At 38.9% G+C, this 19141-nt stretch carries 13 protein-coding genes; 9 read left to right on the top strand and 4 right to left on the bottom strand.

From position 1 onward, the window contains the following. The first annotated feature begins 87 nt into the window (after positions 1 to 87). From NOS7107_RS02940 to NOS7107_RS02925, 4 genes are all read left to right on the top strand, one after another. A complete protein-coding gene (locus tag NOS7107_RS02940) occupies positions 88 to 1215 on the top strand; it encodes a GTP-binding protein (RefSeq protein ID WP_015111498.1) in 1128 nt (375 codons plus the stop codon). A 66-nt stretch (positions 1216 to 1281) separates the two neighbouring features. Further along, the gene (gene dtd, locus NOS7107_RS02935) at positions 1282 to 1725 is read left to right on the top strand and encodes a D-aminoacyl-tRNA deacylase (RefSeq protein WP_015111497.1); all 444 of its coding nucleotides are present in this window, start codon (positions 1282 to 1284) and stop codon (positions 1723 to 1725) included. A 326-nt stretch (positions 1726 to 2051) separates the two neighbouring features. Beyond that, positions 2052 to 2387, top strand: a complete 336-nt coding sequence (psb28, locus tag NOS7107_RS02930) for a photosystem II reaction center protein Psb28 (RefSeq protein ID WP_015111496.1) — start codon at positions 2052 to 2054, stop codon at positions 2385 to 2387. Between the two features lie 189 nt (positions 2388 to 2576). Next, positions 2577 to 3080, top strand: a complete 504-nt coding sequence (locus NOS7107_RS02925) for a molybdenum cofactor biosynthesis protein B (protein ID WP_044499616.1) — start codon at positions 2577 to 2579, stop codon at positions 3078 to 3080. A 26-nt stretch (positions 3081 to 3106) separates the two neighbouring features. Here NOS7107_RS02925 and NOS7107_RS02920 read toward each other — a convergent pair whose 3' ends face one another. Further along, positions 3107 to 4522, bottom strand: coding sequence for an isochorismate synthase MenF (locus tag NOS7107_RS02920; protein WP_015111494.1), 1416 nt, complete (start codon positions 4520 to 4522; stop codon positions 3107 to 3109). Between the two features lie 429 nt (positions 4523 to 4951). On the opposite strand from NOS7107_RS02920, the gene menA reads away from it, so the two are divergent. The 3 genes from menA to NOS7107_RS02905 are packed head-to-tail and all read left to right on the top strand — an operon-like array spanning position 4952 to position 8387. Beyond that, positions 4952 to 5851, top strand: coding sequence for a 2-carboxy-1,4-naphthoquinone phytyltransferase (gene menA / locus NOS7107_RS02915; protein WP_015111493.1), 900 nt, complete (start codon positions 4952 to 4954; stop codon positions 5849 to 5851). 38 nt (positions 5852 to 5889) lie between these two features. Next, positions 5890 to 6957 carry an o-succinylbenzoate synthase gene (locus tag NOS7107_RS02910; protein WP_015111492.1) on the top strand — a complete coding sequence of 356 codons (1068 nt, stop codon included), beginning with the start codon at positions 5890 to 5892 and terminating at the stop codon, positions 6955 to 6957. After that, positions 6942 to 8387, top strand: a complete 1446-nt coding sequence (locus tag NOS7107_RS02905) for a 2-succinylbenzoate--CoA ligase (RefSeq protein ID WP_015111491.1) — start codon at positions 6942 to 6944, stop codon at positions 8385 to 8387. Before NOS7107_RS02910 ends, NOS7107_RS02905 begins: the two co-directional genes overlap by 16 nt. 33 nt (positions 8388 to 8420) lie before the next feature. Here the strand turns inward: NOS7107_RS02905 and NOS7107_RS02900 are convergent, their stop codons facing one another. The 3 genes from NOS7107_RS02900 to NOS7107_RS02890 all read right to left on the bottom strand — a co-directional run bounded on the left by NOS7107_RS02900 (position 8421) and on the right by NOS7107_RS02890 (position 11354). Next, positions 8421 to 8867 (bottom strand): thioesterase family protein, encoded by a 447-nt coding sequence (locus NOS7107_RS02900; RefSeq protein ID WP_015111490.1) that lies wholly within the window; start codon positions 8865 to 8867, stop codon positions 8421 to 8423. Positions 8868 to 8944: 77 nt separating this feature from the next. Then, complete coding sequence (locus NOS7107_RS02895; RefSeq protein WP_015111489.1) at positions 8945 to 10030, bottom strand: T3SS effector HopA1 family protein; 1086 nt, start codon at positions 10028 to 10030, stop codon at positions 8945 to 8947. An 85-nt stretch (positions 10031 to 10115) separates the two neighbouring features. Then, positions 10116 to 11354, bottom strand: coding sequence for a phosphotransferase family protein (locus tag NOS7107_RS02890; protein WP_015111488.1), 1239 nt, complete (start codon positions 11352 to 11354; stop codon positions 10116 to 10118). A gap of 1247 nt (positions 11355 to 12601) precedes the next feature. Here NOS7107_RS02890 and NOS7107_RS02885 point away from each other — a divergent pair. Continuing rightward, complete coding sequence (locus NOS7107_RS02885; RefSeq protein WP_015111487.1) at positions 12602 to 14341, top strand: ShlB/FhaC/HecB family hemolysin secretion/activation protein; 1740 nt, start codon at positions 12602 to 12604, stop codon at positions 14339 to 14341. A gap of 159 nt (positions 14342 to 14500) precedes the next feature. Beyond that, positions 14501 to 19117, top strand: coding sequence for a filamentous hemagglutinin N-terminal domain-containing protein (locus NOS7107_RS02880; protein ID WP_015111486.1), 4617 nt, complete (start codon positions 14501 to 14503; stop codon positions 19115 to 19117). Positions 19118 to 19141 lie beyond the last annotated feature (24 nt).

Here is a 19141-nt window from a genome sequence, read left to right as displayed (position 1 = left end):
CTACCTTTTGTGAATCTGAATTTCCCAGTGGTGGTAGCCACAACTTAGAGAAGTTTTATATTTTTTGATTTGTTTGATAACCGCGCTATGCAAACAGCAGTGAATTCTGAATCTCAACCCATGAATGCCCCTAAACAAGGTTTGCCAGTAACAATTATTACTGGATTTCTTGGTAGTGGCAAAACGACTTTACTAAATCATATTCTCACGAATCAGCAAGGTTTAAAAACCGCTGTGTTAGTGAATGAATTTGGGGAAATTGGCATCGACAACGAGTTAATTATCTCTACCGATGAAAATAATAATATGGTAGAGCTAAGTAATGGTTGTATTTGCTGCACCATCAATAATGATTTAGTTGATGCCGTTTATAAAGTATTAGAACGTGAAGAAAAGCTAGATTATCTAGTAGTAGAAACAACGGGACTAGCAGACCCGCTACCAGTAGCCTTAACATTTTTAGGCACAGAACTGCGGGATTTAACCCGTCTAGATTCGATTATCACTGTTGTAGATGCAGCCAACTACAGCTTAGATTTATTCAACTCCCAAGCAGCTTACAGCCAAATTGCTTACGGTGATGTGATTTTGTTGAATAAAACAGATTTGGTTGATGAACCTACTTTGACCCAATTAGAGGCAAAAATCAACGAAGTTAAAGAAGGTGCGAGAATTTTGCGAACCAAGCGATCGCAAATACCACTGGCTTTAATTCTCAGTGTAGGATTATTTGAGTCGGACAAATATTTTGACACTGTTGATGAACATCATGATCATGACCATCACGACCATGATCATTCAACTTGCGGTCACGACCACCATGACCATGACCACTCAACCTGCGGTCACGACCACCATGACCACGAACACCATCACCACCATTCCGACCATCTAGAAAATGATGGCTTCACTTCTATATCCTTCCAAAGTGATAAGCCTTTTTCTATTAGGAAGTTTCAGTATTTCCTAGACAACCAACTACCAACAAACATTTTCCGCGCCAAGGGTGTGATGTGGTTTGATGAAAGTCCCAAGCGTCATATTTTCCACCTGTGCGGTAAACGTTTCACTTTAGATGATGATGAGTGGAAAGGTGAACCGAAAAACCAGATAGTCTTGATTGGTCAAGATTTAGACCGAGAAACTTTAATCACTCAGATAGAAAACTGCATTTGTTTACCTTCTGTCAGTCGGGGTAAAGGCTTCAAAAAGTAAAAAGTAAAAAGTTAAAAGTCAAAAACAGTTCTTTTTACTTTTTCCCTTTTACTTTTTACTTTATTTATGCGTGTTATCATCCAGCGAGTGCAATCATCACAAGTAACCGTTAACGGTGAAATCATTGGCAAAATTGGCCGAGGATTAAATTTACTCGTCGGTATTGCTGATACAGACACAGATGCAGAACTCGACTGGATGGCGCGTAAATGCCTAGCATTGCGCCTATTCCCTGATGAAGCAGATGGAGACAAATGGCAAAAATCTGTACAAGAAATTAACGGTGAGTTGTTGGTAGTCAGTCAATTTACCCTTTACGGCGACTGTCGTAAAGGTCGCCGTCCTTCTTTTGACCGTTCTGCATCTCCTCAAACCGCAGAAGATTTATATAACAGCTTTGTTAAAAAGTTACGTGCCAGTGGTTTAAGGGTAGAAACAGGTAAATTTGGCGCAATGATGCAAGTTTATATCGAAAATGATGGCCCCGTAACTTTATTATTGGAAAGGTAACTTGGCCAATCAATTTTGAATTTACGATTTTGGATTTTGGATTGACTCCACCCTAAAGTGTGGGGTTTGATAGCGCAGCGTTAGCGAGTCGTCGAGCGTCGGATTTTAAAGTGGCGTTAGGGAAGCGTAAGCAGCACAGCCAGTATTTTGGATTAATTCCGCCCTGAAGGGGTGGGGCTTGTACCGAAAATTCCCCATCCAAAATCTCAAATTTTTCGGTCAACGGTGAAAAGGCAGGAAGTTCTAAGAAAAAATTTCAGACTACTGAGTTCTAAATAATGAGAGAATATTAAATCAACCATCACAAAACTTTAAATTCTTTCATCATGGCAAAAATCCAATTTTCTAGAGGTCTTGACGAAAATGTATTACCAGATGTCCGTTTGACGCGATCGCGCAGTGGCGATACTGGTACAGCAACTTTTATTTTTACAAATCCCAAAATTTTGAGCCAAAGCAGTAGTGAAGAAGTCACTGGGATGTATATGCTGGACGAGGAAGGCGAAATAATTACCCGCGAAGTTAAAGCTAGATTCGTTAATGGTAAAGCCGAAGCATTAGAAGCTGTTCATATTATGAAATCTGCTGATGAGTGGGATCGCTTTATTCGTTTTATGGAGCGATTTGCACAAGCAAACGGTTTGGAATTCAGCAAATCTTAATAGTCAAACTGAAGTCTGAAGTATGAAGTCTGTAGACGCTTTTAGCGACTTGCCGCAGGCTAGTATGAAATAAACTCAGATACACGTAGTTTGCTTCCACGAAGTGGTAGGCGAATGTCAAAGGCGAACATACTTCATTCTTCTCTCAGATAAACTGATGAAACCAAAAAATCTCAAATTTAAAATCGGATGATGCAACAACCACATCCAGATGCGGCAAAAATTACGGTAACTTGTGCTGTAGTTACCGTCAGCGATACACGCATTCCAGAAACAGATAAAAGTGGTCAACTTATCCAACAATTACTATTAGGTGAAAACCATAGCATTGCAGCCTACGCAATTATCAAAGATGAACCAATCCAAATTCAAGCACAAATAGAATTGCTGGGTAAAAGTGCCGATTTAGAGGCAGTGATTTTTAATGGTGGTACAGGTATTGCACCGAGAGATACTACTTACGATGCGATTGAAAAATTATTAGAAAAAACTCTACCAGGATTTGGAGAGATATTTAGATTTTTAAGTTATCAAGAAATCAGTTCCCGTGCGATCGCCTCTCGCGCCGTCGCCGGTGTTTATCAAAATAAATTAATTTTCTCTCTCCCTGGTTCCAGCAATGCTGTGCGGCTAGGGATGGAAAAACTGATCTTACCTGAACTCGTTCATTTAGTTAGTCAGATGAGGAAATAGCGACGCACCATCTAAAACATGATTGGCTAAACTAGCGCTTTTAATAACGCCTGGAGTTTCAGTTGTACTTCCGCAAATTCTTTATCAGGATCAGAACCGGCGACGATACCTGCACCTGCGTAAAGTCTAGCGCGATCGCCATCGATTAATGCCGAACGAATCCCCACAATAAACTCGCAGTTACCTTGCGAGTCTATCCAACCTAAAGGTGCAGCATATAAACCCCTCTCAAAGCTTTCGTAACGCCGAATTTCTGCACAAGCCACATCTCTGGCTGCGCCAGCAACGGCTGGTGTCGGATGCAGTTGCGCCACAATTTTTAAGGGGTGGACATTGGCGGGAACTATGGCGCTAATGGGTGTCCATAAATGTTGGATATTAGATAGCTGTCGCAAGCGTGGTGGTAATACCTGCGGTGATAATCCAAGTTGTGATAGGCGTTGAGTAATAAAATCAATTACTAATGAGTGTTCATGTCTTTCTTTTTCGCTGTTAAGTAAGCGATTTGCATTTGCAGCATCTTCCTCTGGTGTTTTACCCCGTGGTGCAGAACCAGCTAACGCATCGGTGATTAATTGTTGATTCTGAATACAAATTAATCTTTCAGGGCTTGCCCCAATAAAGTTTTGTCCTTTACCATTACTTGTGGAAAAAACATAACAATTAGGATGAATTTGTCTCAGATTATCTAATGATTTATATAAGTCAAACTGATGATTTGCCCGTACATCTAAAGCATCTGCTAAGACAATTTTGCTTAAATGACTAGCCTGGATTTTTTGTAAAGCTGAAACAACAGAACGTTTAAATTCTGTACCCTGCGTTACAGATTGCTTACTAAAGTGTGTGGATAAAAAATCCAGTTTGGGCGAGAAATATTCTAAAGAATTAATAAGTTCGATTTTACTCCATAAATTATGCCAAATTTTTTCTAAATTAGCATTCGCTGTTATTAATATGTTGGCGACTAAGATACAGCGCTGATTTTTGACAGCTATTTGCCAACGTGGTAAAAATATTGTCGCTGAAGGAAACGGATAGTCTGATTGAATATTTTGGTTAAAAAAACTAAAGTAACAAAAAAAACGAGTGCTGGCAAAATGTTGATGAATATCTCCAAAATAAATGATATTTTTTAGACAATTTTTGATAAAATATTCTGCTTGATTAAAACGGTCTTGACCATCAATTTGTAATTTTGCGACAGTATCAATCGCGGCGATCGCTTCTCCTTTACCTCTGTTCTCAAAGTAAAAATTTATTTCATTTGCTTGCGCTAGTTTAGCCAATACAACTAAAGGATCAACCCAGTCAATTTCTAGGGAAATACTCACAATTTGCCGACAATTATTGTTGAGGCAATTTTCGTGAACTGCTGACAGAAATTGGTATATGTCTTTGTGCGTTACAAAGAAGTTGTTACGACATGGTGAAACTGTCATGGATCTAATAATAGTAAATTTTTTTTAAGTTATCTTCCTAAAGTGTAATTAATCATGGTCTATTTCTACAGGTAACATATTCAGTAGACATTTAACCAGAGTATAGTTTGCTTTATTTAGGGTATTATCAAACGCTGACGAGCTATGCTCAGTTTCAACGCGCAATCAAAAAATAAGTTTTACTAAGAAATGGTTAATCAATCCCAAAAAATGCTGAATGTTAAGTGTTAATTGCTGAGTAAAATAAATGAAGAAGAAGTCAGAATCAAGAGTGTAGGGTATTCTAACCTGCTATTAATTGTAGTTAAGTAATTTTTAGATTTTGCTTGGCTTAAAACCCATATCTTCATATACAATCATCGCAAATTGCTAGTGAACTTTGACTAATTACTTATGAATTCTATTTTGATAAATAATGGATGTTAACTAATGACTACCAAGCAGATTTCACATCCCAAAAGTAAGCTGTGGATGGCGGCCATTAAACCGCCAATGTACAGTGTGGCGATTATGCCTATTTGGATAGGAACAGCAATTGCTTTTGCCGAAACTAATATTTTTAATACAACAGTATTTAGCACGTTTTTAGTAGCAGCAATATTAATTTTGGCGTGGGAAAACATGAGCAATGATGTCTTTGATTCCGAAACAGGAATCGACAAGAATAAACATCATTCGCTGGTGAATTTAACAGGAAAGAAGTCACTAATATTTTGGTTAGCAAATCTGTGTTTGGTGATTGGTTTGCTAGGAATATTAGCGATCGCTACTTGGCAACAAGACCCAACTGTGATCATCATGGTGTTGCTGGCTTGTGGTTTAGGGCATATATATCAAGCACCACCCTTTCGGCTAGGATACCAAGGATTGGGCGAAATTCTCTGCTTCTTTGCATTTGGGCCGTTATTAGTACCAGCTGTATATTACAGCCAAACACAAACTTGGTCGATCGCCAGTTTCGCCGCTTCAGTAATTGTGGGAATTGTCACCAGCTTAATTTTGTATTGTTCACACTTTCACCAAGTTAAGGATGACATAGCCGCCGGGAAGCGATCGCCAATTGTACGTTTGGGTACAGCTAACGGTGCGAAAGTTTTAGTTTGGTTTACCGCCAGTATCTATCCTTTTTCTTTGTTATTTATTCTTTTGGGAGTTTTCCCCGTTTGGACATTGTTGAGTTGGCTGAGTTTACCCTCCGCTATCAAATTATGTCGCCACGTTCAACAAAATCACAACCAGCCAGAAAAAGTTAGCAACTGTAAATTCATCGCCGTCGCTGTGCATTTTTGGAGTTGCTTATTCTTAGGTGTAGGATTTTTTATCGGTTAATGAGGCGCAAGAGGTAAAAAAGAAATAATTAACAGCCGATGAACGCAGATAAATTTGTAACTCAGCACGGGCTGAACGCCCCGCTACCTCTGTACGCGCAGCAATGCCAGCAGGGCTTTACAGCACTTTTTGAATTTCGTCCTTATCAACGGAGATTCGCCAAGCCACTCATGACCAATCATGGTATTTGGGATACCCGCGAGGGTATTATTTTGCGTTTTGTGGATGAAGCAGGGAAAATTGGCTGGGGAGAAATCGCGCCTATCAGTTGGTTTGGTTCAGAGACTTTAGAACAAGCGTTAGATTTTTGTCGCCAACTACCCAACGAAATTACATCTGAGATAATTTTTACAATTCCTGATTGTTTACCCGCTTGTCAGTTTGGGTTTGAATCAGCCTTGGCGGGAGTGTTAGGTTGCGTGAACGAATCTGTGGGAAGGCGAAATTCTTCATCAACCCGCCCCTATAGGAGTGGTTTACTTGCTGCGGGGGAGGTGGCGTTACAACAATGGAAAACGCTGTGGGAACAAGGATATCGCACATTTAAATGGAAAATTGGTGTAGATGCGATCGCCAAAGAACTAGCAATATTTGATACCCTAACTGGTAGCTTACCTCCCTCAGCCAAACTCCGCCTAGATGCTAACGGCGGACTAAGTTATGTAGAGGCGAAATTATGGCTGGAGACTTGCGACAATATCCAGGGTGAATTACCTATAGAAATTGAATTTCTGGAACAACCCCTAACTGTTGACGAATTAGCAAAGATGTTGGAGTTAAGTAGATTTTACAAAACTGCGATCGCTTTAGATGAATCTGTCGCCACACTCCCACAAATCATCAATTGTTATCAACACGGCTGGCGAGGAATTTTCGTCATCAAACCCGGAATTGTCGGTTCACCATCAAAGCTACATCAGTTTTGTCAACAACATCAAATTGATGCTGTCTTCTCATCTGTATTTGAGACGGTAATTGGTAGACAAGCTGCACTTCATTTAGCAGTAAAATTATCTCGTAAAAACAGAGCAGTTGGTTTTGGCGTTGATCATTTTTTTGCCCAAGCAGAAGTAACAAGTCCTGAAACTTTATGGAACAACCTTTAACTTATCTGCAAAATTTAACTCAAAATAATTGGCTAATTGCTAACAACAGCCATCAATTTCAAACAATAGCTGAAAAATTATATTTAGAACTCACAGAAATATTAAAACAACGCCACACACCCCCAAAAATTATCTTAGCTGAACGCGAACCAGTCAAATTTTTAGCTAGTTTCCTCGCCGCTTGTGCAGCCAATTGTTCAATTTTTCTCTGTAACCCCGACTGGGGAACACAAGAATGGGAACAAGTATTTACATTAGTCCAACCAGATATCATTTGGGGAATAGATTCTAGTACCCATTCAGCACTCAACACTCAGCACGGGCTGAACGCCCCGCTACCGCTAACAGTACCCAAAATTCAGCACTCAGCACTCATCATGATTCCTACAGGTGGTTCATCAGGCAAAATTAAATTTGCCATCCATACGTGGGAAACCCTCACTGCATCCGTGCAAGGCTTTACAGAATATTTCCAGTTAACCCAAGTGAATTCTTTTTGTGTATTACCCCTCTATCATGTCAGTGGATTAATGCAATTTATGCGTTCCTTCACAACAGGTAGTAGACTAGTTATCTTACCATTCAAATCTCTAGAATATAGTCAAATACCTGCGATTCAAGCAACAGAATTTTTCCTTTCCTTAGTACCTACTCAACTACAACGTCTTTTACAAAATGCCGAATTAACCCAATGGTTAGCCCAATTTCATACTGTAATGCTAGGTGGCGCACCAGCTTGGCAAGAACTATTAGAAAAAGCCCGATTTCACAACATTAGGTTAGCACCAACCTACGGCATGACAGAAACCGCCTCGCAAATTGCCACCCTTAAACCTGATGATTTTCTGCAAGGTAAAATTAACAGTGGGCGAATTTTACCTCATGCCCAGGTAACAATTAGCAATCAACAAAACGAAATTTTAAATCCTCATAAAATCGGTAATATTATCATTCAAACCAAATCTTTAGCCCTTGGTTACTATCCTCATAATGGGAAAAACCAGGATTGTTTACAAGTAGATGATTTAGGTTTTTTAGACACTCAAGGTTATCTGCATATAATTGGACGTAACAGTGACAAAATTATTACAGGTGGCGAAAACGTTTACCCAGCCGAAATAGAAGCAGCCATCCGCGCAACGCAAATAATTGCTGATGTTTGTGTAATTAGTGTGCCAGATAAACATTGGGGACAAGCATTAACAGCTATATACATTCCTCAAGATGTTAGTACTTCTACTTTAGAAATCACAAATTTACTTAAACATAAACTGAGTAAATTCAAAATTCCTAAATATTGGATTCCTATGGAATATTTACCTCGCAATTCTCAAGGGAAAGTTAATCGTCAAGCACTACAACAAATAGCCGCAGAATTTTTGCAAAATAATAGAGAACAGGCAACAGTAAAAAAACGCCCTACCCCCTGACAATCAACTTGTTTGTTGAGTAACAAATTAATCTCACATCACCTCTCTAGATTTCCTTCTCTCCGCGCCCTCTGCGTCTCTGCGGTTCGTTTCCAACCACTGTATAATTTCATCAGATAATTCTTGCTTACTTCGACTATTCACATCAATACAAACATGGCGAGTAATTGCCTTAGCAACTAATACCTCTGTAATGCTGATTTCGTAGGCAATCTCAAATTTATCTGCACTCAACTTTTGGGGAATTAAACTCACATTTAACTCATCTCCACAATACATTGGGCGCAGAAAATCAACATTAGCACGAACAATGGGAAACGCAACAGCAGGCTTAGTAAAAAAAGCCTTGATATTTATTCCTGCTATTTCGAGAGATGCTTCATAAGCTTCATGGCAAATGCTTAAAACATTAGCAAAATAAACTACACCCGCAGCGTCAGTATCTGCAAAGCGTACGGTACGGTTATAAATAAAAGACATTTTTGTATAATGAAAAAACAAGATGGCAAACTCTTAGCCTGCCATCTAAAATTATCTCACTGCAATCACGCCAGTTATCAATCTAAGGGGTAATATATATCTTCAGAATGAGGGTTGAGATAAGGACGTTGCAAGTCAACTGAATGTATTGCAAAGTGTTTCTCAATTGACTTCATTCGCTCCTCCATTGCGTCTTTACCTTTTTGCCATACTTCTAACAAAGCATGAGCGACAATTTGACAACGGTTCATCCCAAAACTTTCTTGAGTAGCGAATTTTTGAACTGGTTCTTCGGCTAAACTTAGTCCTGGGGCTAAAAACTTAGTGAACAAAGGGATTTCTGGCTGAAAATGTGCTTGATGCTCTGCATAAACAGCTTGAAGAATTTGGTGAATTGCTGGGTAGTCTTCTCGTTCAAAATAAAGCAAGCCGGAGTCGTAGCGTCCGTAGGCTTTAGGATTGTAAAGTACTTGAAAAGTAAAGGGAAGGGCAGCTTGGTTGAGTTGCTGGGTTAGGCTATCCATAAGAGCGATCGCCCCATCTGCCGTAATATTAAAATAGATTCTTCCTGTTCCCAATTCCGCATCTACACTCTGCTGTTCTTGTCCTACATCACTTACCGCCACATAACAGCCATTTTGTAGATGATTTTTCGGCATCCAAATAGATACTGACTCACCTGGTTTAGCAGATTTACTCTGAGGTTTCAGATGACAATCTGGCTCAATATATAACGTTAAACCACATTTCGTCACCGCCATACTACCATCAGGCTCTTGACGTAAAACTTGCCAACTAGGATCAAAATATCCTTTACCGTGGTTACTCGTGTGCAGTTGAGCGTAAAATTCCCAGTCAATACCCAAGTGAGGATTATTCGCTAAATTTGTCTGTGGTACACAATTAGGTGTATCACCATTAACAGCTAAAACATTTTGCAGAGAACCGTTGTAATAAATACCATAAAGGAAATTACGCAGTAGCAAAGTGAGATATTTTTGCTGTAAAGCCACAGAATTTTGCTGAAATCTATCAGCTACTTTCGCTGGTAAGGCAAAAGTTTGATAATCAGGATGATGAATTGAAAAGTTAGATTCAATTTGAATATTTCTCGCAATATCAAACAGAGAATTTAACAAAGGGTTGGTAGAAGTGTCTAGCATTGCTGAATGGGGAAAAGTATGAAGTGTGAAGTTTGAATTAGGAAATTTCATTCTTTAGTCTGCTACCTTTTGAACAGACTATTTTTTAACACCCCCGCAAACGAGTTTTTTCGTAGTATAAGGGAACCAATTTTTGTGATTTTTGCGGTTGGGTAAGTTGATGCTGTTTTGCCATTGGTGCAATAATCTCTGATGCAGTAACACCAAAAACATTGGTTACAGATTCCTCTGGTATGGTTAACAGATTTTGGGCTACTTGTAGCGCACACATATCAGTATTATCGAAGTTTTGCTGGTACTTAATTTTGTCTTGAATTTGGTGAATTATTCCGAGTCCCGCAAACTGGATAACACGCTCTACAAAGTCTGGGCGGTGTTCTAAAATAGCAGGAAAAGCCTTGAGATAAGCTTGAATTAAAGCCAATAATGAAGGTTGAATTTCTGCTAGTGGTATCATCGCTAACTGTAAAGATTCTTCTAACTCCAGCATGGGATCTATAACTAAACTAGAAAGCCAAATTCTGAAATAGCTGGCGATTAAAGTACCTAAATCATAAACTGGATCTCCCCAGGCGCAAGCTTCCCAGTCTATCAGGCGCACTAGGCAATTATCTAGCTTGTCCCAACGAGAATGTAGCAAAATGTTGTGTAACTTCAAATCGTTGTGAGTTAAACAACAAGGCTTCCATTCACAGGCTAAATCTGCGATCGCATATTCTAAGCTTTCATAGCGCTGATAAAATGTATAAAATTGCAATGCTGATTTTGGCACTGTACCAAAAATATCTGGCGTAAGTGATTCTATACCCTGTGCTGGGTTGTAAAAGTTATAGCGATACTGTCCCGCTGGCGCTGTAGCCATAAAATCTCGATATTCTCGGCGCTGGAAAGTTGTGCGGTGCAAAGCTGCAATGGTAGTACCAATAGCAGTAGCAATTTCTGTAGGGAAGCTATAGCTATGTTGATGAAAGTTACCTAATTCTTGATACTCACTTAAATAATTGCGGACAAGGATAGAATTTTCCTCATCATAATGTACTACTAATGATGCGATCGCAGCAATATTACCTAAAACTGGAAACTGCTTGAGTAATTGCTGAAATAGCCACTCATTAAAAAACTCATGGAGATTTCCGTCATTTTCCTGATGATGTTCTTGTTTAACTAATAATTGGCGACGATTTCCCAGTGTCACTAGTAAATTGAAATTCTTTTTGCTACTTCCTGGCACATCAGATAAGTCTGAATTGCCATCTTCTAAGCTACACAGTCCGATTGCTTGCAGATACTGAATAACGTTTTGAGAAGATAATGATAATAACATATTTGATTTCCTAATTCGTAAAAGTGCTGAGATAATCAATTACTTAATTTCAGGATTATTGTTACTTGTGGACTTTAAGTAGATAGCGATAAGTATCTCAATATTAATTATTCTTTCTACTCCATTAATATCGTATTTCTGATATCTAGAACTGCCAAAATGGCATGATTGCCTTTATTTTTGCTTTAAATATTACTGGGTATTACTATAAAAACTTTAAAATTATATGATGCTTTTAGTGAAAATACTAGACTCATGTATTCTTTAATTTAATGCCTTTCTAGTTTCCTATCTAAGTCAAAATTAAAAAGTAATTAAAATCACCATAAGCTAATTCTTTATGACTACAAATTGGTGTAGCTTGATTAATTTAACAACATTTTCTTGAGCATAAAGCCTTGTTTAGAGAGCTTTATGGTTTTTTATGCTTGATGTTGACTATCTGTTGATTTAGTTAATATAGATAGCAGTAAAATCATTTAGTATCATAAAAAACATGTTTTCGATTTACCTAATAATTATTAGAAAAAAGTAATTTCTGATTTAATTGATTCATTAATCCAGGGTAATAATTGAATATTTACCTAAAAAAACTCTCTCTAGATGGATATTAGATAAAAATTAGGATGCAGAATTCAATCAGAATTGAAATTCATCCTGAAATAAGACTAATAAATGCCATATACATAGTGTATTGCGTTATCAAAGTGAGATGAACGCATAAACCCCGGTTGCTGAATGGGTAAACTCTCGGCTGTACCCAAAACTGTCAAAATTACATACAATATTATTTTTATTTATCATTACTAAATAAATAAAACCGGATGTTTTGCCAAAAGGATGCTGAATTTTTTGCGGTCGAATATTAATAACTTATGATGTGACTTCCGTAGTAGGCAATATTTTTTACCAACACACCTCATTTCCTCAGAACAGTACAGAGGAAATAACAACTCCTAGGTAATGGCGGTTGAATATTCATTAGAACTTACGCAACGCAGATAATGTCATTGCGACTGGAACGAAGTGTAGGGAAGCAATCCCAGCGATAGGGAAGATTACTTCCCTATCGGTCGTCATGACGGAGTTACGTTATTTTTGCGTAAGTCCTGTTCATAACCAAGAGCGATCGCAGAAAAAGTTCTATTAATTGTAATAAAAGTTGGATACTTTCAAAAAAGCTACTTAGGAATCCGCTAGAGTAAGGAAGACAAAACTTCAAGTATCGTGAGTGGGAGATTTAGTAAATGCGGGATGGCTTAATTTTACTCCTGCTCGGTATTAATTTATTTGGGATCAGTGCGAAAGTAGCGGCTAACCCTCCAGCCCAAACAACATTAGCAATAAACCCAGACGGATTATTAGCCCAAGTTCCCAACCCAATTATCCCCAGACAACCAGAGCAACCATCTCCTCAGCCTCCATCCCCAACCCCTGAAATCCCCCTCCAATTACCGCCATCGTTCACGCCAAGTCCATCAATCTCTCCAGATATTCCCGGAACAATTATCGTCAAAGAATTTATCTTTGAAGGTAATACTGCTTTTAGTGACTCACAATTAGCCGAAATTACTAAAGATTTCCGGGATAAACCAATCTCTTTTGCTGAACTGCTTCAAGCAGAAATTCTAATCAACAAAAAATACACAGATGCAGGTTATATCAATTCAGGAGCCGTAATTCCTGAAAATCAAGACTTGTCCCCAGAAGCCGCGTTGGTGGAGATTCAGATTATTGAAGGGAGTCTGGAAGATATTGTTGTTACAGGAACAGGGCGCTTACAACCTGAATATATCCGCAGTCGGTTAGCGATCGCCACTCAACGCCCCCTAAACCAGAAAAAACTCCTCGAAGCTCTGCAACTATTACAACTCAATCCTCTCATCAAACGCATTTCCGCAGAATTATCCGCAGGTGCGCGTCCAGAGTTAAGTTTACTGAAAGTTTCAGTTCAAGAAGCGGACTCTTTTGAGATTAAAGCCATAATTAATAATGGTCGTGTCCCTTCCATTGGGAGTTTTGAACGGGGTGTACAGATTCAGGAAAGAAACTTACTCGGCTTTGGTGATGGACTGGAGTTAACCTATAGAAATACTGATGGTAGCAATGCGGTAGATATTGGTTACACAATTCCTTTTAATCCTCGCAATGGCACAATTAAACTAGGGGGAGGATTTAGTCAAACTACAGTAATTGAACCACCTTTCGATGTTTTAGATATTACAGGTGACTTTAACTATTATGAACTGAGTGTACGTCAACCTGTCTTAGAATCTCCCACCCAAGAATTAGCATTAGGTTTAACCTTATCTCTACAACGGAGTCAAACAAGGTTGCTGGGAGAAAACTTCCCTTTATCTTTGGGCGCAACCGATAACGGCGAAACGAATGTCACAGTGCTGCGATTTTTTCAAGACTGGACGCAACGCAATAATAGAGAATTGTTTGCTGTGCGATCGCAATTTAGTCTGGGTATCGGGGCTTTAGGCGCAACTCTAAATGCAGAACCACCAGATGGGCGTTTTTTCTCTTGGCGGGGACAAGGACAATATGTGCGTTTACTAGCACCAAATACTCTGTGGGTAGTTCGCTCTGATTTGCAGTTTGCTTCTAGAGCCACCTTCCCGATTGAACAGTTTGCGTTAGGTGGTTTGGATAGTGTGCGGGGATATCGCCAAAATTTCTTGCTGACTGATAATGCTATTTTTGCCTCTACGGAAGTGCGTTTACCAGTTTGGCGAATTCCTGAAGTAGAGGGATTGTTACAGGTAGCGCCGTTTATTGATTTTGGTACGGGTTGGAATAGTTCTAATTTTGTTAATCCTGAGCCGAATACTTTGGTAGGGGATGGTTTTGGGTTAGTGTGGACAATGGGCGATCGCTTGAATGCCCGTTTAGATTGGGGGATTCCTTTAGTAGCGGTGGATGTTGACAGGCGAACATTAAATGAGAATGGTCTGTATTTTACCCTCGATTACAATTTTTAAACGCATAGGAGCGCAGAGTTGTTGATTGAGGTTAAGTATGAAGTTTTTTGCCTAAAATAATAAAATAGCCGTAATAATACTGATAATACTCTGAGATTGCTTGCTTGCATCTGCATTAAAGCGCAATAGGTAGTATCGCAAAATAGTAAAATGGTGGTTATGGCTGATAGATTCCCGTTTCTGTTGGTAGCTCCTTTAGTTGCTTTGGGTAGTTTTTTTTGTGATGCTGCTACAGCCCAAATCACTCCCGATAGCACATTAGGGGTAGAGAGTTCCACCATCAGACAAGAAACAATTCAAGGAATTAACAGCGACTTGATTACCGGGGGCGCAACCAGAGGCGCGAACCTATTCCACAGCTTTTCAGAGTTCAATATTCCAGCAGGGAGAGGTGCTTATTTTGCCAATCCTCCAGCCATTCAGAACATCCTCACCCGCGTCACAGGGGGAAACCCTTCCAACATTTTAGGAACATTGGGGGTTTTAGGTAATGCCAACTTATTCTTGATTAATCCTAACGGGATTTCTTTTGGTTCTACTGCCCGATTAGATATTAAAGGTTCCTTTGTCGCCGCTACAGCAGATAGTTTAACATTTGGCAATAACTTGGAGTTTAGCGCCACAAATCCCCAAGCGCCGCCATTATTAAATGTGAATATTCCCATTGGCTTGAGATTTCGGGAGAATGCGGGAGATATTCACAATGCTGGTAATTTAACAGTCGGTAAGGATTTAACCCTCCAAGCACAGAATCTCAACTTATCAGGAATAATCCAGGCGGGAGGAAACTTAACTCTCCAAGCCCAAGATACCGTGACAGTAAGGGATAGTGTAGAACAACCCTTCATTGCGGCGGCGGGAAATCAGTTATTAATTCAGGGGAATGAGTCTGTAGATATCTTCGCGTTAAATCATGTTAACAGTGGTTTGTTCTCTGGTGGAGATTTGGTGTTGCGATCGGCTAACACCGTAGGCGGAGATGCACATTACTGGAGTGGCGGTAATTTTCGGATTGAGCAATTAGATGGGAGTTTAGGAAATTTATCTAGTCCGCACGATCCCATAATTCGGACAACTGGAGATGTTTTTATCGGTGCTTATGAAGGTGCATCATTACACATAATCGCAGGGGGAAGTGTAACCATACCAGGATTCATTCTGATCACAGGTGCAGATCCACAATTTGGGTTAGTGGAAAATATCACTTTATCTAATGGACAACAAATCACTATTGATGGGAAAAGTCAACCAACTTTAGATATTCGTGCAGGAGTGAAACCCGAATTTCTTGGTGTCCCTTCCATGACAGAAAGTGGCAATGACTTTTTTTTAGGACTTAATCTTGATTCAGTTACTCCTATAAATGCAGATATTAATGTGGGAGCAATCTTATTTAGTACAAGTCTTTTTGAAGGTACAAAAATAACAGGTAATGTTTTATTAACTAATCAATACCAACCTAATTTAAGTTTGCTAGGTAGTATTAATGTTGCAAATTCCCTTTTTCCTCTATTTAACGAAGCAATACAAACAGGGTCATTAGAACTAAGTAATGGTGGTAGTATAACTATTGATTCAAGGAATAATATAGGTATTAATGGAATTATTGATGCAGAATCATTTTTACGTGGTGGAAAAATTTTAATTAAAAGTGGTGGTGATATTTTAATAACAAATGCAACTGTTTCTGCTACAGGAAAAGAGGGAAATATCAATATAATTGGCAATGATATTACTATAGATAATAGTATATTAAATACTGGGGTTTTTCAAATAACTGGATTAGAGGATGAACGAAGAACAGGCAAAATAAAAATAATAGCTTCGGGAACATTAATTTTAAATAACGAAAGTAGTATTGTTGATGGGATAATTAGTGCTTCTATTGTGGAAAATTCTGACACACAGGTTAACTCTCAGATAGGAAATAATATTGATATTGAAACTCGTTATCTGGAGCTAAATAACAGTATTATTTCCACCTTAAGTTTAGGAATAGGAAGTGCTGGTAATATTAAGATAAAAGCTACAGAAGCAATAAAATTAGAAAGTAGTTCTCTATTTGAACGCAGCTTTATTAGTTCCAGGGTTTCAGGTTTAGGTTCTGTAGGAAATGCAGGCAGTATTGTAGTTGAAACAAACATGCTAGAGCTTAATAATGGTTCAGCTATCGAGTCAACTCAAGATGGACGTGGCAACGCAGGAAATATTAACATTACTGCAACTGAATCGATTAAATCTAATGGTTTATTAGATGAGAATTTTATTACTGTTGGTATTACTAGTGGATTGGGACAAAATGGAATTGGCAAATCTGGAGATATTCAGATTGTTACAAAAAATTTAGAATTAGTTGATAACTCTCAAATCTCTGCTATTACTTTCGGTCGAGGTGATGGTGGAAATATAAATATTTCGGCAGATAATATCAGACTAGATAACTTTTCGTTTATTACCAATTCTCCCAGTGATATATCCTCACAAATTGGTGGTATCACACAAATAGGAAATACTGGTAATATTGAGATTTATGCCAAATCTATCGAAGTAATCAATTTATCACAAATAGCGTCCAATACTTTAGGAGTGGGAGATGCGGGAGATATTAAAATTACAGCAGAACATAATATAATGTTAGAGGGTGGTTCATTTATTAATAGTGAAGTAAGCACTGCTTTATTGACTGAGGTGATTGGTAATGCCGGAAATATATGGATAACAACACCTAAATTATCAGTTCAAAATATTTCTGGTATATTTTCTCAGGCACAAGATACAGAGGGAAATGCAGGTAATATAGAAATTACAACTGGAGAATTAACTCTGAAAGGAGCTAGTAGAATATCAAGTTTAACAAATTCTAATCAAAGTAAGCCTGGTAGTATCATTATTAACAATGGGCGAAACCCAACTCAATTTATTAGCTTAGAAGAATCTAGAATAACTGCGGAAATTGGTAATAATGCTACTCTTAATCCTGAGATAACTTCAAATATAGAGGAAATTAATATTAACTCTAATATTATAAATTTATTTCAAGGATCTACAATTAGAACTCTGACAGCAGGAGGAATCAATGCAAGTAATGTAAATATTTCAAGTGCAAGCATTAATCTCAATCAATCTTCTAGAATTGAAACCTTGACTAATAGTAATTCAAGTGCTGGAAATATTATCATCAATTCTAAAGAATCAGTAAATATTGCAAATAGTAATAGTGGTTTATTTGCTCAAACTGAAAATACTGGTAATGCAGGAAATATTACTATAAATACCCCTATATTCAATATCTTAAATAATGCAGAAGTCTCGGCATTTACGACAGGTATAGGTAACGCTGGTAGTATTACTATTAACGCACCTCAAAGAGTTGATATTGGTCAAGGTAGTAGAATAGTCGTGGAAACTTCTGGTGCAGGAAACCCTGGAGATATTAATATTACGACAAATACTCTGAATATTGGCGAAGATGCTGAACTGAGTGCTACCGCTAGAGCAACCGCGACTAATCGTCAAGGCGGTAATATCAATCTCAACACATCCAACCTGAATATATCAGGAAGGCTTGGCATTTTTGCGGAGACTCAAGGGATATCACCCGCAGGTAATCTTACTCTAAACCCCAACAGCATTAATCCCATCCTGAATATCAACTTTACCGACAACGGTTTTATCTCTGCATCCACAACAGCAGTGGGAAATGGCGGAAATATTAATATTAGCGCCCCCGAAGTCATTGATATTCAGGGAGAGGGTAGAATCATCGTTGAAACATCAGGTAGTGGCAATGCAGGCAGGATTGATATTACCGCGCAAACTTTAAATTTAGCCAATGGCGTAGAAATCTCCGCTTCAACCAACGGAACAGGTAATGCAGGAGATATTTTGTTGACTATACAAGATAATCTAAATTTAACCAATAGCGCGATCGCCTCTAGTACCACCCCCAACTCTACAGGAAACGGCGGTAACATTATTATCGACCCCGACCAAGTTAATCTGAACAACCGCGCCCAAATCAGCGTCAACAGCCAAGGACAAGGTGATGCAGGTAGCATCTTCTTAACTGCAAATAACCTCACACTCAACAACAGTTCTACCATCTCCGCCGCTACAGCCAGTGGTGAAGGTGGTAACATCAACCTCAACATTGCCAATCTCCTGCGCCTGCGGAATAATAGCCCCATCACCGCCACCGCCAACGGCACAGGCAATGGTGGTAACATCAACATCAATACAACTTTCTTAGTTGCCAATCAAGATAGCGACATCACCGCCAATGCCTTTGCTGGTAGGGGCGGTAATATTAATATCACCACTCAAGCACTATTCTTTTCGCCTGATAGTCAAATTACCGCCAGTTCTGAACTTGGCGTTGAGGGAGTTGTAGCTATCAATACCCCTGAGATTGATCCCAGTCAAGGTTTACTCAACTTACCAGAAACTGTTGTTGATCCCAGAACTCTCATCAACCAAAATGCTTGTCAGCGAGGACGACAAAGCGAGTTTACCATCACCGGAAGGGGAGGATTGCCTTCGAGTCCTGAACAATTCCCAAACAGCGATGAAGTGGAAGTTGGTTTAGTCACCCCAAGCGAAGAATCTGTAACCCGTGTGACTTCTCCGTTACCAACTGCTGTGACTTCTGAAAAAATTGTGCCAGCCCAGGGATGGGTACGTAACGAAAAAGGTAGGATTATCCTTGTTGGCTACGATCCTAGTAATGCAAACATTCAGCGTCAAAAAACGAATTTAACTGCTTGTCAGCCGCGATAAAGTTGTAATGGGAGCGATCGCCAT

Origin of the sequence: Nostoc sp. PCC 7107 (assembly GCF_000316625.1) — a bacterium.
Taxonomy (GTDB): Bacteria; Cyanobacteriota; Cyanobacteriia; order Cyanobacteriales; family Nostocaceae; genus Nostoc_B.
This window is presented reverse-complemented; position numbering and strand designations above follow the sequence as displayed.